The following is a 24,690-nucleotide window of genomic DNA, read 5'->3' on the forward strand; positions in this document are numbered from 1 at the left end:
GCGGCAGACGACCTGGCGACCAGGCCGGTCCCGTACAGAGAGGGCGCCATGCCAGCCATTGCCGAGCCGTACCGGATCAAGATGGTCGAGCCCATCACCATGACGACCCGCGCCGAGCGTGAGGCCGCCATACGTACCGCGGGTTACAACACCTTCCTGCTGCGCAGCGACGACGTCTACATCGACCTGCTCACCGACTCCGGCACCTCCGCCATGAGCGATCGGCAATGGAGCGCCCTGATGCTCGGGGACGAGGCCTATGCGGGCGCGCGCTCCTTCGACCACCTCGTCGAGTCGGTGCGCGAGAGCTACGGCTTCCCCTTCGTCTGCCCGACCCACCAAGGTCGCGGAGCCGAGCACCTCATCTCAAAGATCCTCATCGCGCCCGGGCAGCACGTCCCCGGCAACATGTACTTCACGACGACGCGGGTCCACCAGGAGCTCGCCGGCGGCACGTTCCACGACGTCATCATCGACGAGGCACATGACCCGGCCTCGCGCCACCCGTTCAAGGGTAACGTCGACCTCGACAAGTTCCAGGCCCTCATCGACGAGGTCGGCGCCGACAACATCGCCTACATCAACGTGGCAGTCACCGTGAACATGGCCGGCGGCCAGCCCGTGTCCATGGCAAACATCCGCGCCGTCCGCGAGATCTGCGACCGCCACGCCATCATCATGTGGTCCGACGCGACCCGCCTGGCCGAGAACGCCTGGTTCATCAAGGAACGCGAGGACGGCTACGCGGACACTCCGGTCGCCGACATCGCGAAGGAGATGCTCTCCCACTTCGACGGCATCACGATGTCCGGCAAGAAGGACTGCCTCGTCAACATCGGCGGGTTCCTCGCGATGCGAAACGAGCGCATCCTCATCAAGGCGCGAGAGCTCGTCGTCGTCTACGAGGGCATGCCGACCTACGGTGGCCTGGCCGGCCGTGACCTCGATGCGATGGCGGTCGGCCTGCGCGAGGCCCTCGACGACGACTACCTGACGCACCGCATCGGCCAGGTGCGCTACCTGGGCGAGCGCCTACGCGAGGCAGGGGTGCCGATCGTCGAGCCGATCGGAGGCCACGCCGTCTTCATCGACGCGGGCGCCTTCCTCGACCACCTGTCCCAGGACGAGCTGCCCGCACAGACGCTCGCGGCCGAGATCTTCCTCAACTCCGGAGTCCGCACGATGGAGCGGGGCATCGTCTCAGCGGGACGAGACGTCGACGGCAGCAACAGACACCCGAAGCTCGAGCTCGTGCGGCTCACCATCCCGCGCCGTGTGTACACGAACTCGCACATGGACGTCGTGGCCGAATCGGTCATCGAGGTCTTCCAGCGGCGCCGCGAGATCCGCGGTCTGCGGTTCATCTACGAGCCGCCCACCCTGCGGTTCTTCACGTCCCGCTTCGAGCCGCTCGCGGCAGCCACCGACGAGACGGCCACCACGGTGGATGTCGAGCAGGAGCTCGCGACTGCCGCGCTGTGACACCCACGCAGCATGGCGCCGCATGCCGTTGAGCTGGGTCCGGGATGCGGCGCCTCGCTCGCGGGGCGTCCTGGATCTTCCTGCCCGGCAAGGGTTCCCGCGTCAGGGAGTCAGCTCAGCGGCATACGGCCGCATCCCGTGGGCGCCGGCTCAGCGGAGGGGTTCGAACGCAGCCGTGAAGTGGCGCAGGGCGGGCGGCTCTGACGTGATCCGGTAGCCCGGTAGCGACGGCGCCTCGGCCGCGAGCCGGTCGCAGACCTCGATGACGTAGTCGATGTGGCTCTGCGTGTAGGTGCGTCGCGGGATCGCGAGGCGCACGAGGTCCATCGACGAGGCAACCTCTGACCCATCGGGCTGGCGGCCGAACATCACCGTCCCGATCTCGCAGGAGCGGATGCCACCGAGCTCATAGAGCGCGACGGCGACGGCCTGGCCCGGGTACTCGAGCGGCGAGAGGTGCGAGGCCAGCGCCCGGGCGTCGATGTAGACCGCGTGGCCGCCGATGGGCGTGAGGACGGGGATGCCGCGCTTCTGCAGCGCCTCCCCCAGGTAGGCGGTCGACCGGATCCGGTAGCGCAGGTAGTCGTGCTGGACCACCTCGTGCAGTCCCTGCGCGAGGGCCTCGAGGTCCCGCCCAGCGAGCCCACCGTAGGTCGGGAACCCCTCGGTGAGGATGAGCATGTTGCGGCAGGTCTGGGCCAGGTCGTCGTCGTTCATCGCGAGCCACCCGCCGATGTTGCCCATCGGGTCCTTCTTCGCGCTCATCGTCATCCCGTCGGCGAGCGCTGCGATCTCCCGGACGATGTCGGCAACCTCGCGGTCGCCCTGGCCCTCCTCTCGCTCGCGGATGAACCACGCGTTCTCGGCGAAGCGGCAGGCATCGAGGAAGAGCGGCTTGCCGTGGCGGTCGCAGATCTCGCGCACGGCCCGAAGGTTGGCGAGGGACACCGGCTGACCACCACCGCTGTTGTTGGTGATCGTCATCATGACGCAGGGGACGTCGTGGGCGTGCTCCTCCAGCAGCGCCTCGAGCGCACCAAGATCCATGTTGCCCTTGAACGGGTGCTCGCTCGTCGCCTCCCGGCCCTCCGGGATGACGAGGTCGATCGCGCGGGCGCCGGTGGCCTCGACGTTGGCTCGGGTCGTGTCGAAGTGCGTGTTGTTGGGCACGACCTTGCCCGGACCGCCGAGTGCGGAGAAGAGGATCTTCTCGGCCGCGCGACCCTGGTGGACCGGGATGACGTGCTCGAAGGGGAACAGCTCGCGGACCGCGTCGACGAAGACGTAGTACGACGGCGAGCCAGCGTAGGACTCGTCCCCGCGCTGGATCGCGGCCCACTGATCGCGGCTCATGGCGCCGGTCCCGGAGTCGGTGAGCAGGTCAATGAGCACGTGCTCGGCGCGGAGCTGGAAGAGGTTGTAGCCGGCCGCTTCCACGTGCTCGCGGCGCTCGGCTCGGGTCGTCATGGTGAGCGGCTCGACGGAGTGGATCCGGAACGGCTCGATGATCGTGCTGAAGGGAGTTTCGGTCATACCCCCAGATTGGCGGTATGCCGCTGCGCTTGGAATGCCTGTCACGCATCGATCGCGCGCGGTGGGCTTCCAAACGTGACGCGCTTCGGATCCTTGCGTCATGAACGCAAAGTCCGCGCTCCGGGGCCTCTCCGGGGCCTCTCCGGCCCCTTGTGGGCAGCGTCGAAGCATTGGGGTACGCTCCAGGCGTTTAATACGGGGGAAGCCGTCGTTATTGTGAGGAGGGCCATGGCCGACCAGACCGATTCGAGCGCGGACGCGCAGGACGCGCTCGGCGAGACGACGGATGTCCTCGTGAAGACGCTGCGGGCGCTGGGCCGGGCCGGACACCCTGACGCGGCCAGCCGGCTGGCCGCCAAGGCGTGGTGGGCCCTCCGCGGCACCCGACCACGCGAGGCGGAGCGGGTCAACGGCGCCATGCACTACCTCGCCCGCCTGCCTGCAGAACCTGGCGCCCTGCCGACCGAAGCACCTGCAGTCACGCCCGCCAACACCGGAAACACACCCGGAAACAAGGAGGAAGCATGACCACCGACCCCCAGCTGGACGTCCGCTCGGAGCCCCCGGCCCGACGCCACACCCTCATCCTCGACACGTATCACGCTCTCGCGCCCGGGGCAGGGTTCGAGCTCGTCAACGACCACGATCCGAAGCCGCTCTTCTACCAGTTCGACGCCGAGTACAAGGAGCAGTTCACCTGGGACTACCTCGAGGAGGGGCCCGAGGTCTGGCGGGTGCGCATCGGCCGCCCCACGGCCTGATCACGATCCGTCCCAGCTGATCGAAAGAACAGCTTCCGGGCTCGTCAGGACCGAGACCGGCAATCGAGTGAACGAGAACTGCGCATTTCTCGTTCACTCGATTGGTTCCGGGGCGCGCCATGATGAGTGGCGTGGACCGCGTCGACTGGCACATCCTCACCGAGCTGCAGGCGGATGCCCGGCTGTCCTTCAACGAGCTGTCCCGCCGGGTGAAGCTGTCCGCGCCAGCGGTGGCCGACCGGGTCCGGCGCCTCGAGGACGCGGGTGTCGTCACGGGATACCACGCACACGTCGACCTCGAGCGCGTTGGCAGGCCGGTCCGGGCGGTCGTCGTCATGGACTGCTACGGGCCGACCTGCCTCCTTCGCGACCCTGACGTGGCCAGGTGGCCGGAGGTGCAGCAGTTCTTTCGCGTGACCGGTCAGGGCTGTTCCGTCCTCGTCGTCGCGACGGCGTCGATGGAGGCGTTCGAGGAGCTGATCGACCGGCTGGCGAGCTACGGACGACCGAGCAGCAGCATGATCCTCGCCGACCAGCTGCCCTGGGCACCGGCCCAACCACCGCCGTCCTGATCGAGAGAACAAGAAGCGGCCCGAAAGCTGTTCACTCGATTGGAGTCGGCGGGGCCCGCTCGTGCCGGGCGGCTCCTTCGATTTGGGCAGATCGCGGGGGATGCGGGAGGGTTGGGCGGGTGATCTCGACCAGCTCCACGCCGATGTCCACCCGCAGTGTCGTCGACGTGAGCCGCGAGCTCGCCTACACGAGCTACCTCCGGGTCGCGGCCATGGTCGGTGTCGTGCTCATCCACGTCGCGGGCCTGACGTACGCGGCAGCGCCCGAGAACTCGGCAGCCTGGCTCGTCGCGGCGTTCCTCATCACGGTGACGAAATGGTGCGTGCCCATGTTCGTCCTCGTGAGCGGCGCGCTGGTCCTGCGGCCGCCGCAGCATCCCTCGCCCATGGCGTTCTACCGTCGGCGGCTGTCCCGCATCGGCATCCCGCTGCTCTTCTGGCACGGCGTCTACCTCGTGCTCAGCGAGGTGCGCGCTCCGTCACTGACGTGGCAGGAACACGTCACCCGGTTCATCGGGGGCAACACGTACACGGCGCTCTACTTCTTCTGGCTCATCCTCGGGCTCTACCTCATCGCCCCGTTCCTCTGGCCGGTCGTCCAGGCGTACTCCCGGCGCGTCCTCCTGCTGGCCGGGGCGGCTCTCACGGCCGTGCCGGTCATGGACCTCGTCCTGCGCAAATGGGCCGGAGCGCTCGGTGAGCCCATGCCGGTCTTCGAGCCCACGATCGTCACACACTTCGTGCCCTACGTCGGCTTCTTCCTGCTGGGCTACGCCCTCAAGGACGTCGTCCTGCGGGGCGCACGACTGCACGTGACCGGTCTGCTCGCCCTGCTCGCAATCATCCAGCTGCCCGTCCAGATCACGCGCGGCGACGCGATCACGGCGGCGATCCGCGTCGACGTGGAAGTGCTCAACCCGCTCTCCTACCAAGGACCCATCGTGGGCCTGAGTGCGCTGTTGCTGTTCGTCTACGTCCGGGGGCTCGTCCACCCGGGCTCGCGGCTTGCCGCCCCGCCACTGGCGCGGTGGTGTCGTGCCCTCGGTGACCTGTCCTTCGGGGTGTTCGCCTGCCACCTCCTCGTCCTCTACGTCCTCTCCCGACTCCTGGGCCTGCCCGACCAGACCGGTGCGACGACGGTGCCGGGCCTGCTCGTGCAGAACGGCGCGGTGGTCGTCCTCGCGTTCGTCGTCAGCTGGCTTCTGAGCAGGACGCCACTCCTGCGGCGAACCATCTGAGCCGGCAACGGGGCGGAGCGTCGGGCGCACGAGCAGGCCCAGCGGCATACGGCATTGCATTTGTTCCGAGGTTGTACTCGCCGGTCACCGGCAGGTAGTGGAAGGCTGCCAGTGTGGCGTGACGCGTGTCACGCGCCCGACCGGGGTGACCGAAGGAGACCGCTCGATGATCTCGCGCATCGCGATCGTCAACCGTGGCGAGGCCGCCATGCGCCTCATCCACGCCGTCCGCGACCTCAACGCGGAGGCCGGCCCGGGGGGCCATCGGATCGAGACGATCGCCCTGCACACCGAGGGCGAGCGGCGGGCGATGTTCGTCCGCGAGAGCGACCACGCCTACGACCTCGGCCCGGCCGCGAACCGCCCCTACCTCGACCATGAGGTTCTCGAGCGTGCACTGCGGGAAACGGGTGCGGACGCCGCCTGGGTGGGCTGGGGCTTCGTGGCCGAGGACCCGGCGTTCGCGGAGCTGTGCGAGCGGATCGGCGTCACCTTCATCGGCCCGAGTGCCGAGGCGATGCGCAAGCTCGGCGACAAGATCGGCAGCAAGCTCATCGCAGAGGAGGTCGGCGTCCCGGTCGCGCCGTGGTCGCGCGGTGAGGTCGCCACCCTCGAAGGGGCGAAGGAAGCCGCCGCCGCGATCGGCTATCCGCTCATGCTCAAGGCCACGGCGGGCGGCGGCGGCCGCGGCATCCGCGTCGTGACGAGCGCCGATGACCTGACCGACGCGTACGAGCGGACGCGGGACGAGGCGGCCCGCGCCTTCGGCTCCGGTGTCGTCTTCCTCGAGCGGCTCGTGACGGGCGCCCGACACATCGAGGTCCAGGTGATCGCCGACGGCCAGGGCACGGCGTGGGCCATCGGCGTGCGGGACTGCTCGATCCAGCGGCGCAACCAGAAGATCATCGAGGAGTCGGCGTCCCCGGTGCTGTCGGCTGACGAGGCGCAGGAGGTTCGCACTGCAGCCGAGCGGCTGGCCGTCGCCGTGGGCTACGCCGGCGCCGGCACCGTGGAGTTCCTCTACCACCCGGGTGAGAAGTTCTTCGCGTTCCTCGAGGTCAACACGCGCCTGCAGGTCGAGCACCCGATCACCGAGGTGACGACCGACACCGACCTCGTCAAGCTCCAGATCCACGTCGCCAACGGCCGGCGCCTCGGTGATCTCAACGGTGACCTCAACGGTGACGCCAATCGTGACGAGCGGCCGGCCGAGCGCGGGCACGCGATCGAGGCCCGGCTCAACGCCGAGGACCCGGATCGCGATTTCGCTCCCGCGCCGGGGCGCATCGCGCTGTTCGACATGCCGTCCGGCCCTGGGATCCGCGTCGACACCGGGGTCGGCGAGGGCGACTCCATCCCGGCCGACTTCGACTCGATGATCGCCAAGATCATCGCCTACGGCCGCACCCGTGACGAGGCGCTCGGGCGCCTGCGCCGGGCCATGGCGGAGACGACCGTCGTGATCGAGGGCGGCTCGACGAACAAGAGCTTCATCCTCGACCTGCTCGACCAACCCGAGGTCATCGACGGGAGCGCCGACACCGGCTGGATCGACCGCGTCCGCGCCGAGGGACGGCTCGTGTCCCACCGCCATTCGGGGATCGCCCTCGTCGCGGCGGGGATCGAGGCGTACGAGGAGGCCGAGGCGCTCGAGCGCGCCCGTCTCTTCGAGACGGCACGGGGAGGCCGGCCCCAGGTGCACCACCAGGTGGGCCGCGGCGTCGATCTCAAGCTTCGGGGGGTGGCCCACAAGGTCACCGTCATGCGGACGGCGCCCCACCGCTTCCGCGTCACCATCTCGGCCGGCACATCCGGCGGCACGTCGGGCGCGAACGGCACGGCGAACGGCACGGCGAACGGCACGGCGAACGGCGTGCGGAACGGTGTCGGGAGCGGTGGCAGCAACGGCACCGATGGGCAGGTCGTGGAGGCCGACCTCGACCGGATCGACCAGTACCAGAGCCGCATCGTCATCGGCGGCCGGAACCACCGCCTCATCACGGCCCTGCACGGCCCGGTCCTGCTCGTCGAGGTCGACGGCGTGACCCACCGGGTGTCCCGCGACGAGGGTGGGGTGCTCCGCTCTCCCGCCCCCGCCCTGGTCGTCGCCACGCCCATCGAGGTGGGCGCCGAGGTCGCCGCCGGCACGCCGGTGCTCGTCCTCGAGTCCATGAAGATGGAGACGGTGGTCGCTGCTCCGTTCCCGGCACGCGTCAAGGAGATTCTCGTCGGCGTCGGGGGGCAGGTCGAGACCGGTGCGGCGCTGGTCCGGCTCGAGCCGACAGGCGACGCCGACGAGGGCGGCGCGGGCGAGAGTGGCGACGCGACGGTCGACCTCGATCTGCCGGTTTGCGACGTGGACGACGGCACCCTGTCGGACCGCTTGGCGCGTGGGGTGGCCGATCTGTCTGCGGGGGTGCTCGGGTTCGACGGTGACGACAACGGCAAGCACCTGAGCCTGAGCTCCTACCTGGCCGCGCGTGACGAGACCGTTGCCACCGGCCCGGCGCCGATCGCCGACGAGATCTTCCTGCTCGAGCTCGTCGCCGACTTCGCCGAGCTGAGCCGCAACCGTCCGGTGGAGGAGGAGCGCCACACCGAGCTGCTCGTGCACAGCCCGAAGGAGCACTTCCACACCTACCTCCAGAGCCTCGATGCCGATCGGGCCGGTCTACCGGCAGCCTTCCGGGACAAGCTCGCTCGCGTGCTGCGCCACTACGGGGTGACCGAGCTCGACCGGACCCCCGATCTGGAGCAGGCCGTCTTCCGCGTCTTCCTGGCCCAGCAGCGCACCTCCCCTGAGATCATGCTCGCGACCTCGCTCCTGCAGCGCTGGCTCGGCGAGCCCGTGCCAGCAGCGCCACACGACGCTGCGGCCCGAGAGATGCTCGACCGGCTCGTCGTCGCCACCCAGCTGCGGTTCCCCGTCGTCGGCGACCTGGCCCGGAGCGTCCGCTTCCGCTGGTTCGAGCAGCCGCTCGTCGACGCAGAACGGCAGAGCGTCCTTGCCGGAGTGGGCGACCAGCTCGCCACCCTCGCCGAGGAGGCCGAGCGGGCCGGGGACGACGGCGCGGTCAGCCCCGAGTACACCGCCGGCATCGACCAGCTCGCCGCGATCCCGGAGCAGATCGTCCGCTTCCTGGCCGAGCGGCTCGACCGGCCGGATGACAGCCTTCCGGAGCACGAGCCGATGCTCGAGGTGCTCATCAAGCGGCACTACCTCGAGCACGAGCTGCACGGGCCGCACCACTTCCGGGCCAACGGCAGGCCGTTCGCGATCGCGGACTACACCCTCGACAACCGGCCCACCCACCTGACCTCGACGATCGGTGACGTCGCCGAGCTGACTCCCGGCAGCGACCTCGACCTCTCGGTCGCCAACGACGCGTGGAGCCGGGTGGAAGGTCGCGACTCCGTCGTCGACCTCTACCTGCGGTGGCGGGACCAGCCGTCGGACGCCGAGGAGGCCAGCGCCGCCCTGGTCGAGCGCCTCGACGCCCTCGACTGGGCCAAGGACGTGCGCCGGGTCGCCGTCGCCGTGACCGGCACGGGGGACCGCCCGGTCGGCTACTTCACCTACCGTCCACACGAGGGGCGCCTCGTCGAGGACCGTCTGGTGCGCGGCGTCCATCCGATGGTCGGTCGTCGTCTCCAGCTGTGGCGACTGCGCGACTTCGACGTGTCCCGCCTCGATGCGCCGGAGGACGTCTTCCTCTACGAATGCGTCGCCCGGGACAACCGGGAGGACCGGCGACTGGTCGCGACTGCTCAGGTCCGTCAGCTCGTCGTCGTCCGCGACGAAGCGGGCCGCGTCACGGGGCTCCCACAGGTCGAGCGGGCCATCGCCAACTGTCTCGATGCCGTCCGCCGTGTCCGCGCCTCGCGCGGCTCGGCCGGCTCCCGGCTCGACCTGAACTACGTCTGGGTGACGATCTGGCCCCTCATCGATGCCGACCTCGACCAGCTCACGGCCCTCCAGGCCGAGATCGCGCCGCTCACCGTGGGCGCCGGACTCGAGGAGGTCCTCGTCCAGGCTCGGGTGGTCCTGGAGCCGGAGGAGGGGCCGATCACGATCGCGGGTCGGTTCTACTACCAGCCGGGGTCTGGCGTCGTCGGCACCGTCGGCCAGCCGCCCAGCGAGCCACTGAAGCCTCTCGACGACTATGCGAACAAGGTCGTCCGGGCCAGGCGCCGTGGTCTCGTCTACCCCTACGAGCTGCAGGCCGTGATCGCCGGCGAGGGAGGCACGGTCGTCGAGCACGACCTCGACGACACCGGCCGGCTCGTCCCCGTCGACCGGCCCTTCGGCCACAACAAGGCCGGCATCATCGTCGCCGTCGTGACCTCCCCCACCGACCGCCATCCCGAGGGCGTGACTCGCGTCGTCCTCGCCGGCGACCCCCTGCGGTCCCTGGGGTCGGTGGCCGAGGCGGAGTGCGCCCGCATCATCGCCGCGCTCGACCTAGCCGAGGAGCGCCGCATCCCCGTCGAGTGGTACTCCCTCTCGGCCGGCGCGCGGATCTCGATGGACTCGGGCACGGAGAACATGGACTGGGTCGCTCGGGCTCTCAAGCGCATCGTCGAGTTCACCCAGGCCGGTCACGAGATCAACGTCGTCGTTGCCGGCATCAACGTCGGCGCCCAGCCGTACTGGAACGCCGAGGCGACGATGCTCATGCACACCAGGGGCATCCTCGTGATGACGCCGGACAGCGCCATGGTGCTCACGGGCAAGCAGTCGCTCGACTTCTCGGGCGGCGTCTCGGCCGAGGACAACTTCGGGATCGGCGGCTATGACCGGGTCATGGGTCCGAACGGCCAGGCACAGTACTGGGCCAGGGACCTCGCCGCGGCCCGGGAGGTCCTCATGGCGCACTACGCCCACGCGTACGTCGCTCCCGGTGAGCGGGGCCCGCGCCGGGTGGCGACCAGTGACCCCACTGATCGAGATGTGTCGACCTTCCCACACTCGATGCCGGACTCCGGCTTCACGACGGTCGGCGACATCTTCTCCGCCGAGAAGAACCCGGACCGCAAGAAACCCTTCGACATCCGCACCGTCATGAGGGCGCTCGCCGACCAGGACCACACGACGCTCGAGCGGTGGGCGGGGATGGCCGACGCCGAGACCGCGGTCGTGCAGGATGCCCATCTTGGCGGCATCCCCGTCTGCCTGATCGGCATCGAGTCGAAGTCGGTGCCCCGGCGCGGCTTCCCGCCCACCGACGGGCCCGACACCTACACGGCGGGAACGCTCTTCCCCCGCTCGTCGAAGAAGGTGGCCCGGGCGATCAACGCCGCCAGCGGGAACCGGCCCGTCGTCATCCTGGCGAACCTGTCCGGGTTCGACGGCTCGCCCGAGTCGATGCGCAACCTGCAGCTGGAGTACGGCGCAGAGATCGGCCGGGCCATCGTCAACTTCGACGGCCCAGTCGTCTTCACGGTCATCTCCAGGTACCACGGCGGCGCGTTCGTCGTCTTCTCCAAGGCGCTCAACCCGCGCATGACGGTCCTCGCGATCGAGGGTTCCTTCGCCTCCGTCATCGGTGGCGCACCGGCCGCAGCCGTGGTCTTCTCGCGCGATGTCGACGCCCGCACGGCCGCCGACCCGCGGCTCGTCGACCTTGCGGCCCGGGTGGACGCCACAGAGGGAGTCGAGCGAGCACAGCTCGCGACCGACCTCGCGGAACTGCGAGCCACGGTTCGCGCCGAGAAGCTCGGATCGGTCGCGGCGGAGTTCGACAGGGTCCACAGCATCCACCGTGCAGTCGAGGTGGGCTCGGTCGACGAGGTCATCGAGGCCGCGGAGCTGCGACCGCGGATCATCTCCGCGCTGGAGGCCGGTCTGGCAGGCTGACTGGATTTTCCTCACACCAGAAGACACCAGCCGTATGCCGCTGAGCTCGCTCAGCGGCATACGGCTGGGTTGACGCGGTGCTGGCCACCGCGTCGTCACGACCGCCGGGTGGGGTGGGAGGGGGAGGCGGTCGGAACGGTGTCCGGCTTTGCGTCCGGAACGGTGGGGGCGGAGTCGGGCGCGTGGTTGGTCGGGAGGTCCGAGGGCATGCCGGTCGGGACCGTCTCGGGCTTACCGGTGGGCGCGTCTTCCGGCTTGCCCGTGGCCCGGTCCCCGGACTTGCCGGGAGCGTCGACCTCGGCACAGAAGGCCTCGACCTCGTCCTCGCCGCCCGCCGTCTCGACGAGGTTCTGGAAGGCGACCGAGTCCATGGCCTTGCCGTTCCCGCCGACGTTCTCCCACGCGGTGCACAGGCCGTGGGCGGCGGGCCCGCTGGCATCCGGCCCGGCCGGGGTGGCCTTCGCCTTCTTGTCCTGCTTCGCCTGGTCGCCGGTCTGTTGCCCTGCATTGGAGGCGGCGGAGGCCTGGGTCTGGGACGCGGGGGCGGTGACCCGGGCTTCCGGTGCTGCCGGCGTGTTGGCCGATACGTAGGCGACGGTGGCGGCGCCACCAATGCCCACGGCGATTCCGGCGATGGTGGCACCGAGCTTTGCCCCGGCGAGCGTTGCGATCATGGAGGGTCTCCGTCGTTTGGTGTGGAGGGCGGGGACATGGGCGCGGAACGTGTCAAGGGCTCCCTCGAGCCCAGTGAGCTCTCGCTCGCTCGGCGGAGTGGCAAGCAGGAAGGCCACTCGTGCGAGGTCGGGGTGGGCAGCGACCTGGTCGAGGAAGTCGTCGTCGCGCGACCTCACGCTGTCCTCGAGGTCGCCAGTTGGCCTGTCGTTGCTCATGTCACCCCCGAAGCGCCCGAACATCGCCATCTGTTACGTGCTTCCTGTCCAGGATCCGTGCAAGGTTCTCGAGGCCACGGTGACAGGCGACCCGGACTGCTCCGGGACTGCGGCCGAGCAGCTCGGCGACCTCGGCGACGGGGAGCCCGGCGACGACGCGAAGCAGCACGACCTCTGCCTGGGTGGCCGGGAGGCCGCGGACCAGGCGCAGGGCGTCCTCGGTGCTCGCCGCCTCCACCACCGCGTCGGCGCTGTCCGGTGACGTGTCCGCCGCCCACGTGCTCGCGCGCCATCCAAGACCAGCCTCTCGGGCGCGTTTGCGGCCGGCGTCGATGGCGCGTCGTCGAGCGGTGGTGAAGACCCACGCACGCCAAGCGGTCTCGTCGCCCCTGAATCGCCTCAGGCCGCGCACCACCGTGGTCCAGGTCTCGGCGGCCACCTCCTCGGCCATCTCGCCGCCGAGGGACAGGTAGCGCAGGAGAGCCGGATTCAGGTCGCGCCAGAGGCGCGCGAACGCGTACTCATCACCAGCCTGTGCGTCAGCGAGGACCCCGTCGAAGTCCGCGCCGATCACCCGGGACAGTCTGGCCGGTATCCGCCCACCGCGCCACCGCTTCCGGCGAGTCGCCTCGGTGTACGCCGATCGAGTGAACGAGTTCCGGGCCCCGAATCTCGTTCACTCGATCGTGGGAGGGGGTGGTTGGCTGGGCGGGCGATATGGTCGGGTTCGTCCCTGACGCGCTGGCCCAGAAGGCCTCCATGACGACATCGCAGGAGCTCATCGCCCGAGTCCGGGCAGCAGCCGAGGGCACGCCGCATGTGGTCGACGAGCGGCCGTACGGCTTCGACCTGACGATCGATGTCGTCGACGCGAGGTGGTGGACGTTGCTCCGCAAGAACTCCGTCGAGCGCGCCTTCACCCATGAGGTGCACCTTGACGAGCCGAGACGCCGGATGACGATCACGGACATCTCCAACGAGGTGCGCTGGGATGCGGAGTACCGCTCGGCTGGTCGGAAGGGATGGGCCGCGAGCAGAAGATCGGTCTGGCCGCGGCCCTCTTCGCGCTCGCCCTCGTCGTCGCCATCGGTGTCGTCGCGGGCGTCATCCTGCTGGTGAGCTGACGACGACCGGCACTCGTGGCCGTGCGAGCCACAGCGCCCACACCGAGCCCAGCACGGCAACCATGGCGGTCAGGGCGAAGGCGAAGGGAATCCCACGGACCTCCGCTCCGAAGCCAAGGGCGATCGGCCCGGCAGCGACACCCACGTCGATGAACGCCGTCGCCGTGCCCGCTGCGACGCCACGCTCGGCAGGGTCGGTGCGGGCGAAGATCGCGGCGAAGAAGGCCGGCGTGCTGAAGACCATCCCGGTCGCCATGACCCCGGCGCCGATGAGCAGACCCTGTGGAGCGGTCCATGTGGCGATGACCGCCGCGCCCGTACCCATGGCGGCCAGGGCCGCCGCCCCGAGGCCAAGCGGCGGCACGCGGTCGGCGACGCGGGCGAAGGCGACGCGGCCCACGACGACGACCGTTCCGTAGACGACGAGCGGGAGGCTCGCGTTGCGCAGGCCGACCTCGGTCGCATGAAGGGCGGAGAAGGCCAGGAGCGACCCCATCGCGACGATGGATGCGAGGAAGGCGAGGCAGATCGGCACCGAGGCCCAGTGGATCAGCTGCCGCGGCCGCACCACGTCGGGGGTCGACGGCCGCATCGAGGGCAGAGTCCACACCAGGGCTGCAGCGAGGACGGCGAGCGCGGCTGCCCCGAGCCAGGCCGTCCGGAAGTCACCGAGGCGCACGAGGACTTCGCCCAGAAGCGGACCGAGGGCCAGGCCGAGGTAGAGACCGAGCGAGTTGTAGCTGATCGCCTCGCCAAGGCGGCTTGCCGGCGCCAGGTCCGCCACCGCGGCGAAGGCGGCGACCATGAAGGCGGCTTCTGCCACGCCGAGCACGAGCCGGAGGGTGATGACGCCACCCAGCCCAGCGGCATACGGCATCAGGAAGAGACCCAGCCCCGCGATCACGGCACCGAGGAGCAGGAGGGAGCGACGCCCCCACCTGTCCGCGCACCAACCGGCGACCGGCCGCAGGAGCAGTGCCGAGACGGCGAAGGCGCCGAAGGCGATGCCGGCGCCCGCCGTGTCCGACCCGATCGGGCCGGTCACGTAGAGCGGCAGCGTGTAGATCGCGACGCCGTTCGCGGAGAAGTACGCGAGCTCGGCGACAGTGAGCAGCACGAACGCTCGGGTGAAGAGGCGTTCGCTGGTCGGCCGCGTGGGCAGGGTCGTGGTGTGCATGCCTCCGAGGGTGGCCGGTCGCGGCCTCCCCCACATGGGTAGGACTACGCAGGGGGACGGGCGAGCCCGTGCTCCATGGCGAAGAGGGCCGCGGCCGCGCGAGAGCGGACGCCGATGCGCTCGTAGACGTCCTGCACATGGTGCTCCGCCGTGCGCGTCGAGATGCCGAGGCGGGCGCCGATCTGCCGGTTGGACAGGCCGGTCGTGACGAGTCGGAGCACCTCCAGCTGCCGATCGGTCAGCCCGCCCACGGCGTGGCTCCGCCGTCGTGCGACGTCACCGGTCACGTGGAGGACCGCATCGACCGCCTCCCGGTCGAGCGCCCCGCCGCGAACGGCGCTGGCGAGCCCCGAGGCCGCCTCGCGCGCCGACAGGGGCGCACGACGCGGCCCGCCCTCGACATCGCGCTGGTAGCGGTCCGCCGCTGCGAGGACCCGGGAGGCGAGCGGCAGATCCGGGCCGCGCAGCCCTCGGTGGTAGCCGCTGCCGTCGCAGCGCTCGTGGTGCTGGCCGGCGAGCCGGGCGACATCCTCGAGCGCCGGGACCCTGGCCAGGACCCGCTCGGTGAAGTACGGGTGCAGCCGGGCCTGGTCTCGCTCTGAGCGGGTCAGGGCGCTCGGCTTCGACCAGATCCGGCTCGAGACACCCGCGCGGCCGAGGTCGTGCAGGTGCCCCGCCACCCGGACGCGCTCGGCCTCCGCCAGGCCCAGCACCGTCGCCGCGTCGCCCGCGAGCCCCGCAACCGCGCGCGAGTGCCCGTGGAGCGAGGGGCTCTTGAGGTCGACGAGGTCGCCGAAGGTGGCCGCGACGTCGGGCAGCTGGGTGGCGCTCACGAGCAGGACCGGGTCGGGCTCGAGCTCGAGTGACAGCTCCAGCGCATCGGCCTCCTCCAGCCCGTCGAGCAGACCCACCGAGAACGCGCCGGCCAGCTCGGGGTCGAGCCACGTGCCTGCGCGCCTGGAGACCTCCTCCGCCGCGGACGCGATCCCCGTGTGCTCCGCGAAGAGGACGGCAGCGCCAGCGACGTGGGCGACTCGCAACGGCCGGGGAATCGCGCTTCCCCCGTGCCGTGGCCAGCCCTTGCCGTTCCACATCGCCGTCATCTGACCCAGTGACGCCACGACCGTGTCCCCGAGCCCGAGTCGCCGCGCCGCCCGCTCACCGACATCGCACGTTGCCTCCATCCCGGCCGAGTCCCGGACCGTCCTCAACGCCGTCAGGAGAGTGGCCGCCCGGCTGCGGCCAGCGGCCGCAGCGACTCCCGGGACGAAGGTGCGCATGGCCACGCCAGGACGCGACGGGTCCATGAGGAAGCTGAGGCGGACGACGGAGATGTCGTCGCCGAAGAGCTGGCCCGACTCGTACGACACCGCGGTGCAGCCGAGGTGCTCGAGCAGGGAGGTGTACATGACGTCCCGCACCTCTGCGTCGGTCGCCCCGATGGCGCGGGCCAGGCGAGCGCCGACCACGCACCGCTTGAGGGACTCGTCGAGCCCGGCTCCCGAGCCGAGATCCATGGCGCCGGAGAGCCCGCCGAGGAGGCCGAGGAGTCGGAACACCTCAGGTCAGTGGTGTCAGTGGGTCGCCCGCCACCAGCGCTGGCCGCCGACGAAGGCCAGGAGGACGCCGAGCCCTCCGATGACGAGGCCGACGATGAGCCACACGCCCAGGGCGTTCTCGCGAGCGACGGCGCCGGTGCTGCTGCCACCGAGGAACCCGGCAAGCGGCGCCAGGACCGCGACGACCAACCCAAGTATGGTCATCCACTGGCCCGGGGCGATCGGCGCGGAAACCTCGTTGACCTCGGCGTTCATGACAACTCCTTCAGCGAGTCGACAGTGCGCTCCCAGCGTAGCCATCCAGAACGGCGACGACTCCATGAGGGAGCTGGACATACCCCGGGTCGTAGGCTGCCGACATGAGCGACAACCCTGGGGCCGTCCCCGATATCGACCCGACGGTGCCTCCGAGCGGAACCGGCTGCGCGGAGTGCGCCGCCGATGAAGGGTGGTGGGTCCACCTGCGGCGATGCGCCGCCTGCGGCCACATCGGCTGCTGCGACACGTCGCCCAGCCAGCACGCCTCCGCGCATCATCGCGCCACTGGACATCCGATCATCCGCAGCTTCGAGCCGGGTGAGGTCTGGTTCTACGACTACCGGACGGGTGACTTCGTCGAGGGACAGGAGCTCGCGCCGCCGACGAGCCGGCCCCGGGACCAGGGGTCTCCCGCGCCGCGCGACCGGGTCCCGGGCAACTGGCGCGACCTGATTCACAAGTGACGCCCCGGCTCCAGGCTTCGGTCGAGGTGACCGTGGAGGTGGTCCCAGCGAACGAGGTCGCCTGTGCGGACCTCCAGACCATCTTCGGCAGCAGAGGCCAGGGCTCGCGGTGCCAGTGCCAGCGCTACAAGCTGCAGCGCGGGGAGTCCTTCGCCGGCTTCCCCGTGGAGGAGCGAGTGCACCGGCTCCGCGAGCAGACCGACTGTGGCAGCCCGGGATCCGGCGCGACCAGCGGCCTGGTCGCCCTGCTCGACGGCGAACCCGTGGGTTGGTGCGCCGTCGAGCCGCGCACGGCCTATGAGGGACTGATCCGCAACCAACGCGTGCCCTGGCAGGGACGCGCCGAGGACAAGGACGACTCCGGGATCTGGGCCGTGACGTGCGTCTTCGTCCGTGCCGGCCACCGGCGCCGTGGGATCAGCCGCGCCCTCGCCTGCGCGGGGGTGGACTTCGCGCGCCGGTCGGGTGCCCGCGCCCTCGAGGCCTACCCCATGACGACGACGAACGCCATTGAGGAGGAGCTCCACGTCGGCACCGTCGGGATCTTCGCCGAGGCGGGCCTCGTCGAGATCGGTCGACCAACGCTGCGTCGGGCCGTCATGCGGATCGACTTCTGACGAAGCGCTGCTTCGTCATTACACTGCCTCGGTGACCCGGCTCCTGCAGCGCGCTCCATCGTGGCTGCCGTGGGTGCTCCTGCTGGTCGCCGTGGTCGGCCTGCTCCTGCCGTGGCTGCTGGCGCCCGTCGCGTCCGACGAGAGATACCACTACCCCGCCGCCCCGCGGCGCATGGACGACAACCTCCTCAACGTCCTGCCCTGGACGATGAACGACGCCAAGTGGCGGATGCGGTCCGGACGGATCGCTCCGATCGGCGTGCTCATCCAGCACGTCTTCTACCTGCTCGGTATGCAGTTCGCCTTCGCGACCGGCGTCCCGCTCTTCGTCGTGCACGGCATCGTCAAGGTCGTGCTCCTGGCCGCGGTCGTCGGTTCGTTCGCCCTCCTCGTCGCGCAGCTGCGGCGCCGCGACGGCGAGCGCATCGACCGGCCCACTCGCACCACGGCGGTCCTCCTGTTCGCCGCGCTGCTGGTCATCGGCATCACAACGACCTCACCGGGTCGCAACGGGTGGACGACCTTCGTCGTCCTCTGCATCGGCGGCATCGTCCTGATGTTCCTGGCGGGAGCCGCCTCGCTCGTGGCCCTGGACGGGTGGGGCCGCTGGGGCCCGCGCGGCAAGGCGCTCTCTGCTGCCGGGATCGTCCTGCTCGGCGTCGTCATCATGCTCAGCTATGAGATGCACTGGGCCGCGATACCGTTCGCCGTGGTGCTGCTGGCGCTCGCCGGGCGCTCTCGGCCGCTGCACCGCCTGGCGCTCTGCGTCGCCCTCGGCGGCGGCTGGCTCGGCGCCGTCCTCGTGACCCGTCAGGTCATCGCATCAGCTGCGACCGGTGAGATCTACACCGGCCTGAAGCCTGACCTGGGTGGCCCGGTCATCAAGGTCATCGGGCTCCAGCTCGTCAATGCCGTGCCGGGCAGCGGGATCCCCTACGCCCTCTACGACGCCGGTGAGGGGCTCGCCGAACCAATGCCCTTCGATGGGACGGGTTGGCTCTGGGGCGCGCTCCTCGCCCTCGCGGTCGTGCTGCTGCTGCGGCGGCGACGTCTCACCACGGATGCCGGCGCCGACCGCGCCGGTCCGGACCGCCAGCCATTGCTCGCCCTCGCGCTCGCCCTGGCCACCTCGGCCCTCGCCGTCGCCGTGATCCTCTCGGTCTCCGAGCAGGCCCACCGGATCGTCAGGTTCGTCGGCGCCACCTACCGCGGCACGCCGTGGATCTGGGCCTGCCTGGCCGGCATCCTCGCGATCGTCCTCGTGGTCCTGCCACGGACGGACTGGGGCCGGCGCGTGACGACGGCCACCGTCACGGCCACCTGCGCGGTCGCCGTCGGGGTGCTCGTCTGGCCCACCACCGTCAGCGCGATACAGACGCAGCGAGCAGCCGCCGACTATCTCATCTGGGAGCGCGCCCAGACCGAGCTCATCGGCGGCAGCACGGACCCGGTGTCGGCCCAGCACCGGTGCCTCCTCGCGGACCAGGCGACCGACTGGGCCGGGGACAGCAGCTACCGCTCGGCCTACCTGGACGAGTACGAACAGTCCTATGCGCACCAGTGGGGTCGCCCCTGGTGCCCGTGAGGCCGCACCACGTGTGCTGGCGGGTCCTCGAACCGCCGCGCGGCTAGGGTGCGCTCATGGGGGAAGTCCCGGGGGGCACCTTCGCGGCGCGAGCGGGCGGCCGGCTGCCGCAATTGGCTGCTGTCACGCTCGGGATCGTGGCGTCCGTGGTCGGGCTCGTCCTCGCGACGCGACCGCCCCGTTCGCTCGCCGTGCTGGTCATCGTGGTCGTCCTCGCCCTCACCGTGTCCGGGGTCGTCGACGTACCACGGACGTGACCACGTCGGGCTGATGCACGCGGACTCGCCGGCCATCGCGGATCTGCTCGCCTGGACGGACGAGCGCTTCTCGCTGGTGGCACCGACCGACACCTGCGCGTGAGCGCGTCCTCGTCGAGGGCGGCGGGCGCCATCCGCGCCCTCGGTGAGATGGGCGGCAGGGCTGGGGAGGCGAGCCTGGGCCGGGAGCGAGCTCAGCGGCATACGGCAGAGACAACCGAGGCGCCCACCGACAACCCCGCCGTGGCGCAGTGACGACGAGCCCCCCAAGTACCCTTTCAACCCAGCCGCGGCTGGGTTGTCGGAGACTCAGCCACGGGGATCGGCCGTCGCCGGAGGACCCGGCGACGGCCGACCAGTGGAACCCGGGCTGGCCCTTACAGGTCAGCGCGCTCCTGCACCTTGAGGGTGTTGATGACCGGGCTGTCCATCGCCTTGCGCTGGACCAGCTCGACCGTGAGGTCACCACCGCCGTGCTCGACGACGACCGTGTCGAGGTTGGCCGTCAGGACCGGCACCTCGGCGATGATGTCCTTGCCGACGATGGCGTAGGCACCGTTCACCTTGACGTCGAAGACACGCTTGCCTGCCTTCGTGTTGGTCCACTCCGAGAAGCCCAGCTCGATCTGGTACGTACCGGCGGGTGCGTCGTCGAACTGGTAGGTGAGGCCGCCGACCCGGCGCGACTGGAACAGCGTCTGGTCCGGCGTGCCGGCGATCGCCTTGTTCGTCGTCTCGGCCTTGCTGCTGGTGCCCAGGTAGCCCCAGCCGCCGTCGACATGTGCCTGGTCGGCCTTCCACTTGAACAGGTCGGAGGCGTTGACGGCCCTGCCGCCCGCGTTGACACCGACCTGGTAGGCGGAGATGACGACCTTCGCCGGGACGTTGACCGCCGGGACCCGGCCCGCGCCCGTGCTGATCACGAGAGCGCCCTCCCAGACCCCCGGCTCACCGAGGGAGGCGTCGACGTTGACCGTGAAGGTCTTCGTCTCGCCGACCGCGATGGTCGCCTCGGTCGGGTCGACCGAGAGCCACGGGAGGTCGGTGTTCTCCGGGTCGCCCACGTCGACGAGGTAGGCCTTGCCGTCGACCTGGTTCGCCGTCCAAAGGTGGCCGGAGACGTCGGACTCGAGCCCGGAACCCGGGAAGGAGTCGTTCGTCGGGTAGGCCACCGACTTGAGGGTCGAGCAGTCCGCCGGCGACAGCTGGTAGAAGACCGTCGTCGCGGCGCTCGGCACCATCCAGATCGTGTCGGACGTGTTGTTGTAGGCCAGACCGGCGATGCCCGGCTCGGACGGCTCACAGCTCGAGAGGGTCGCACCCGGCGTCGAGTGGGTCGTGCCCGCCACCGTGTAGATGATCCCCTCGTTCCAGCCGCCGATGTAGAAGACGTCGGCGGCGGCGTTGTAGGCCAGACCGCGCTGCGAGATGCCCGACCACGGCGACCCCGAGATGCGGCTGCTCTCGGCCCCGGTCGCGGGGTCGAAGCAGACGATCGCGTTGTCACCGCCGACGTTCACCTGGCACATCTCCCCAGTCCGGCCGTTGAGGGCGAGGTCGCCGCTCCACGAGCCGCCCCACCCTGCCGGGTAGCTGCCCTGCAGGGCACCCGCCGTGGTGAACCGGTTGTTGGTGATCGCCGTGGCATCGGAGAGCCAGACGTCGCCGTCGTAGCCGACGCCCCAGGCCACGTCGAGCCCGGTCGCCCACGACGCGAGGACGTCGCCGTCGGCGTTCGGAGCCGCTGCAAGGCTCTTCTGCGCCGCCACCTGGTCCTTCGTGTAGAGGCCCTTGGCCGAGGTGGCACTGCGGTCGTCCTTCGTCGCGGCCTTGACCGTCCTGCCGCTCAGGACGGCCGGGCGTACTGCCGAGGACGCGGTCTTGCGACCGGACTCGGCGACCGAGAACTCGAGCGGCGCCGAGCCGGTGTTCTTCACCGTGAACGTCTCCGTCCGCGTGTCGCCGGCTCCGAGGACTCCCCAGTCGTAGCTCGTCGCACCGGTGATCTCGGCGATCCCGGTCTTGAGAGCAGGACTGAACTCCGCGGTGTCACCGTCCTCGTCGAACGTGACCTCTGTGGACTCGCCGACGTAGTTCGTTGCCGTGACCGCGACGTCATAGGTGCCGAGGAAGAGCACCTTCGAGAACGTGCCGTCGGCCGCGGTGGTCACCGTCACGGGCGGGCCTGTGGACGGGGTCACCGTGACCTTGGCGCCCGAGATCGGCTCGTGGTCGTTGAAGTCCGTCACCGTGCCCGAGAGCGTGCCGCTGGGCGGTGGGCTGAAGGTGATCGACTTCTGCGGAGCCACCGCGCCCGCGGTGTTGAAGGAGTACTGCCAGGCCACGGTGCCCGTTGCGTTCTCGATGCCGACCGTCGCCGAGCTGCCGGTGAGGGCCGGCTTGCCGTCGGTCTGCGGACCGTAGCCGAGGATGACCTTGCCGTTGCGCAGCAGCGTGGCCGAGAAGTTCGTCCGCGCGTTCGCGTCGGAGAAGAGCCGGACGTTGCGCCACTCGATGACGAACGCGTCCTGTCCACCGACCGTCGTCGTCCCGGTGTAGACCCCGGCCGACGCATCGACGTTGAGGTCGTCCCAGAACGGGTAGATGGCGGCGTTCGGCGTCGTCGTGCTGGGGATGGCCCGGTTGGAGAAGGCGGACACCGTGGCCAGGAAGTTGACGTGGCCGTTGGTGGACAGGAATGCGCGGTCATAGGACTCCCCGTAGAAGCTGAAGGCCCAGGGGAGGTCGATCGCCAGCGTGGAGTCGTCACCCGCGAGGGTCGTCTTCGTCGAGCCCTGCAGGTAGTCGCCCGTGCCGACGACACAGGTGTAGCCGTAGCCGTCGGCCCGGCCCGCCAGCGCCACCGCCACGGTCTCGTCGCCGTCGACGGCGAGGCTCTGGGAGTATGGTGCTGCGCAGCCGCCCGCGGTCACGGACAAGGTGTAGGTGCCCTCCGGAACGTCGGGCACGGAGAACGTGCCGTCCGCTGCGGTCGTTGCCGGTGGCAGTGCCGAGGTGAGCGTCACCGTCGCTCCGGCCACCGGAGCACCGTTGCCCTGGAGGGTCACCGTGCCGGAGACCGTGTGCCGTGCCGCTGCCACCAGCTCCACGTCGACGATGGCCGTTGCGCCGGCCGTCACGGTGGCGTTCCGCGTCGCAGTGACGTAGCCGAACGCGCGGACGGTGATGGTGTAGGCACCCGCGGACACCGCGGCGTCGTACGTGCCGTCGGCACCGGTCGTGACGGAGCGCGGGGTCGGACCCGCGATCTCGACCGTGGCACCTGCGACCGGGCTGCCGCCAGCCGTGACGGTGCCGGCTACGTGACCCACGTCGCCTCGCGGTGTGGACTGGTACAGCGCGAACGCGTCGAGCTTGCCCTCCCCCCACACATTGTTGTCGTCCGCCGTGCCGCCACAGGTGAGGTCGCTGGTGTCCACAGCGGTCTCGTCGAGCAGCGCGCGAGTGGCGGTGATGTCGCGCTCGAGCGAGGGCGCAGCACTCCAGGCGAGAGCCACTGCGCCTGCGACGTGTGGCGATGCCATCGACGTGCCGCTGATGTTGCCGTAGCCGCCACCAGGCAGTGACGATCGCACTGCCACGCCGGGAGCGGCGATGTTGGGCTTGGTCTCGCCATCCTGACCGGGACCACGCGCCGAGAAGCTCGCGATGTTGCCGGTCGAGTCATAGGCGCCGGCCGAGTAGTTGATGGTGCGCGAGCCGGGCGAGCCACTCGTCTGGCAGCTCGGGCCGCTGTTGCCGTTGGACCACTGGCCCCAGATGCCGGACGCTGCCCAGGCGAGCTGGATGTCCTCCAGGAACGGGGCGGTCGACGGGGTGCGCGAGCCCCACGAGTTGTTGATGATGTGCGGGCGCTTCGAAGGGTCCGGAGCGGTCCCGTCGAGCCGGGTCGGCGCGAGCATCCACTGACTGGCGTCGCCGAGGTCCGCGTCGGCACACGTGTGGCAGCCGTTGGCCTCGATCCACCGGGCGCCGGGGGCGACACCGATCTGGTTGGCGCCGTCGGCGCCGACCATCGTGCCCATCGTGTGCGTCCCGTGGCCATCGGAGTCACAGGGGTCGCCTGCCGCGTTGCAGTTGCCCGCGACGTCGAAGAAGTTGTAGTTGTTGTCCAGCGTTCCGTCCGGCAGCAGGCCGCGGTACTTCGACCGAAGCGCCGGGTGGTTGACGTCCGTGCCACTGTCGATGCTGGCGACGACGATCCCCTCACCGGTGGTGCCGGCTCCCCAGACGTCGTCGGCGTTGATCGCAGCGATCCCCCACTCGACGGCGTCGGGAGCCATGCCGCTCTTGTCCGGCTTCACCTCGACGGGCTTGATCAGCTCGAGGACAGTCGTCTCGACGATCTGCTTCACCTCGGGCTTCGCTGCCAGCGACGTGGCGAGGCTCAGCGTCCCGCCGCGTACGAGCACTGCGTTGGTGATCCAGTACGGCGTGAAGTCGGCGTTCGCCGCCTTGAGCTGCGCGACGACCCCGGCCTGCGAGCCCTGCGCATGCTTGCGCAGCGTGTCGTAGACAGCCTGGCCGCGCTGGTCCCAGTCCTTGATGGCGCTGGCCTTGGACAGGTCCGCGCGATCCGCGAGGCGAACCCAGAAGTCAGCGGTCTTGCTGGTCGTCAGCTCCTTCTCGGCAGCTGCCGTGAACTTGGTGGTCGGGTCGGGTGGGGCGGCCTGGGCGGCTTGGGCCGACGGTGCGACCAGGCCTGCCATGGCGATCAGGGTGGCGACCGCGGCTATGACGGCCAGGAGCGTTCTCCGAAGCCGCGCCGAGCGTTCTCGTGCTCTCATGTGTCCTCCGTGGTGAGGGTGTCCCGCCGTCGGGTGGCGAGATACACGGGAGCCCCCAGGGGTCTGAGGGTGCTCCCTACGCTGGCCGGTAGGCACGACCCCAACAAGGACGGCGGGCGGGCAGTCCTTGGGCACGAAATGGGCAGAAATGGGTCAAATCTCCACAAGTGCGGTGGACACCCTGTTGCGCCGAGCGGTAGGCAAGGCGTCGGGCGTGTGCGGTCGACAAAGGGGTATCGGCAGGCTGAACAACCCGGCTTGGTCCAGGACTGATGCTGTGTGTGGGCCTGTCCCTCAACGAGATTGCAGGCGTCATGCGCCTTCTCCAGGAGCGAGCCGTCGTCCTCGGCGCTGTCGATGTCGAGGCCGCGCGGACGCTCCTAAGCCGGCCGAGCCCACGGCCACGAGCCCACGGCCACGAGCCCACGATCCCAACGGCAAGAGAGGCGACCGATCGAACCGGCGCCCCTGACCGTGGGGGCTCTCCAGATCGAGATCCGGGCCCGGG

The 24,690-nt window shown here is 70.2% G+C and carries 19 protein-coding genes; 12 read left to right on the forward strand and 7 right to left on the reverse strand.

What is annotated here, in order from left to right:
- The first annotated feature begins 48 nt into the window (after positions 1-48).
- Complete coding sequence (locus VJN29_RS03015; RefSeq protein WP_324142093.1) at positions 49-1,482, forward strand: tyrosine phenol-lyase; 1,434 nt, start codon at positions 49-51, stop codon at positions 1,480-1,482.
- A gap of 150 nt (positions 1,483-1,632) precedes the next feature.
- Here the strand turns inward: VJN29_RS03015 and VJN29_RS03020 are convergent, their stop codons facing one another.
- Positions 1,633-3,015 (reverse strand): tryptophanase, encoded by a 1,383-nt coding sequence (locus VJN29_RS03020; protein WP_324142094.1) that lies wholly within the window; start codon positions 3,013-3,015, stop codon positions 1,633-1,635.
- 228 nt (positions 3,016-3,243) lie between these two features.
- On the opposite strand from VJN29_RS03020, the gene VJN29_RS03025 reads away from it, so the two are divergent.
- The 5 genes from VJN29_RS03025 to VJN29_RS03045 all read left to right on the forward strand — a co-directional run bounded on the left by VJN29_RS03025 (position 3,244) and on the right by VJN29_RS03045 (position 11,443).
- Positions 3,244-3,543 (forward strand): hypothetical protein, encoded by a 300-nt coding sequence (locus tag VJN29_RS03025; protein ID WP_324142095.1) that lies wholly within the window; start codon positions 3,244-3,246, stop codon positions 3,541-3,543.
- Positions 3,540-3,776, forward strand: coding sequence for a DUF2249 domain-containing protein (locus VJN29_RS03030; protein ID WP_324142096.1), 237 nt, complete (start codon positions 3,540-3,542; stop codon positions 3,774-3,776). The genes VJN29_RS03025 and VJN29_RS03030 overlap by 4 nt, the downstream gene beginning before the upstream one ends.
- A 122-nt stretch (positions 3,777-3,898) precedes the next feature.
- The gene (locus VJN29_RS03035) at positions 3,899-4,348 is read left to right on the forward strand and encodes an Lrp/AsnC family transcriptional regulator (protein WP_324142167.1); all 450 of its coding nucleotides are present in this window, start codon (positions 3,899-3,901) and stop codon (positions 4,346-4,348) included.
- A gap of 119 nt (positions 4,349-4,467) precedes the next feature.
- Positions 4,468-5,586: an acyltransferase gene (locus tag VJN29_RS03040; RefSeq protein WP_324142097.1), complete on the forward strand. Its 1,119-nt coding sequence runs from the start codon at positions 4,468-4,470 to the stop codon at positions 5,584-5,586.
- A gap of 166 nt (positions 5,587-5,752) precedes the next feature.
- Complete coding sequence (locus tag VJN29_RS03045; protein ID WP_324142098.1) at positions 5,753-11,443, forward strand: carboxyl transferase domain-containing protein; 5,691 nt, start codon at positions 5,753-5,755, stop codon at positions 11,441-11,443.
- A 95-nt stretch (positions 11,444-11,538) separates the two neighbouring features.
- Here VJN29_RS03045 and VJN29_RS03050 read toward each other — a convergent pair whose 3' ends face one another.
- Together VJN29_RS03050 and VJN29_RS03055 are read right to left on the reverse strand one after the other, a co-directional pair.
- Entirely contained in the window at positions 11,539-12,333 is a 795-nt protein-coding gene (locus VJN29_RS03050) for a hypothetical protein (protein WP_324142099.1), read from the reverse strand.
- Between the two features lies 1 nt (position 12,334).
- Positions 12,335-12,907, reverse strand: coding sequence for an RNA polymerase sigma factor (locus VJN29_RS03055; protein WP_324142100.1), 573 nt, complete (start codon positions 12,905-12,907; stop codon positions 12,335-12,337).
- 185 nt (positions 12,908-13,092) lie between these two features.
- Between VJN29_RS03055 and VJN29_RS03060 the strand changes: the two genes are divergently transcribed.
- Positions 13,093-13,452 carry a hypothetical protein gene (locus tag VJN29_RS03060; protein ID WP_324142101.1) on the forward strand — a complete coding sequence of 120 codons (360 nt, stop codon included), beginning with the start codon at positions 13,093-13,095 and terminating at the stop codon, positions 13,450-13,452.
- Here the strand turns inward: VJN29_RS03060 and VJN29_RS03065 are convergent.
- Genes VJN29_RS03065 through VJN29_RS03075 form a run of 3 tightly spaced genes read right to left on the reverse strand, consistent with a single transcriptional unit; the run spans position 13,438 to position 16,448 of the window.
- Positions 13,438-14,634, reverse strand: coding sequence for an MFS transporter (locus tag VJN29_RS03065; RefSeq protein ID WP_324142102.1), 1,197 nt, complete (start codon positions 14,632-14,634; stop codon positions 13,438-13,440). The two genes, VJN29_RS03060 and VJN29_RS03065, sit on opposite strands and share 15 nt — an antisense overlap.
- Before the next feature lie 44 nt (positions 14,635-14,678).
- Positions 14,679-16,193: an HD domain-containing phosphohydrolase gene (locus VJN29_RS03070; protein ID WP_324142103.1), complete on the reverse strand. Its 1,515-nt coding sequence runs from the start codon at positions 16,191-16,193 to the stop codon at positions 14,679-14,681.
- A 15-nt stretch (positions 16,194-16,208) separates the two neighbouring features.
- Positions 16,209-16,448: a hypothetical protein gene (locus VJN29_RS03075; protein ID WP_324142104.1), complete on the reverse strand. Its 240-nt coding sequence runs from the start codon at positions 16,446-16,448 to the stop codon at positions 16,209-16,211.
- A gap of 104 nt (positions 16,449-16,552) precedes the next feature.
- On the opposite strand from VJN29_RS03075, the gene VJN29_RS03080 reads away from it, so the two are divergent.
- The 5 genes from VJN29_RS03080 (at position 16,553) to VJN29_RS03100 (ending at position 19,629) form a co-directional block, all read left to right on the forward strand.
- Entirely contained in the window at positions 16,553-16,915 is a 363-nt protein-coding gene (locus VJN29_RS03080) for a UBP-type zinc finger domain-containing protein (RefSeq protein WP_324142105.1), read from the forward strand.
- 32 nt (positions 16,916-16,947) lie between these two features.
- Positions 16,948-17,532, forward strand: a complete 585-nt coding sequence (locus tag VJN29_RS03085) for a GNAT family N-acetyltransferase (RefSeq protein WP_324142106.1) — start codon at positions 16,948-16,950, stop codon at positions 17,530-17,532.
- Positions 17,533-17,563: 31 nt separating this feature from the next.
- Complete coding sequence (locus tag VJN29_RS03090) at positions 17,564-19,117, forward strand: hypothetical protein (RefSeq protein WP_324142107.1); 1,554 nt, start codon at positions 17,564-17,566, stop codon at positions 19,115-19,117.
- 56 nt (positions 19,118-19,173) lie between these two features.
- Positions 19,174-19,374: a hypothetical protein gene (locus tag VJN29_RS03095; RefSeq protein ID WP_324142108.1), complete on the forward strand. Its 201-nt coding sequence runs from the start codon at positions 19,174-19,176 to the stop codon at positions 19,372-19,374.
- Between the two features lie 99 nt (positions 19,375-19,473).
- On the forward strand, positions 19,474-19,629 hold the full coding sequence (locus VJN29_RS03100) for a hypothetical protein (RefSeq protein WP_324142109.1): 156 nt from the start codon (positions 19,474-19,476) through the stop codon (positions 19,627-19,629).
- Between the two features lie 122 nt (positions 19,630-19,751).
- Here the strand turns inward: VJN29_RS03100 and VJN29_RS03105 are convergent, their stop codons facing one another.
- Entirely contained in the window at positions 19,752-24,104 is a 4,353-nt protein-coding gene (locus VJN29_RS03105; protein WP_324142110.1) for a S8 family serine peptidase, read from the reverse strand.
- Positions 24,105-24,690 lie beyond the last annotated feature (586 nt).

It is taken from the genome of Intrasporangium sp., from assembly GCF_035280925.1.
GTDB lineage: Bacteria > Actinomycetota > Actinomycetes > Actinomycetales > Dermatophilaceae > Intrasporangium.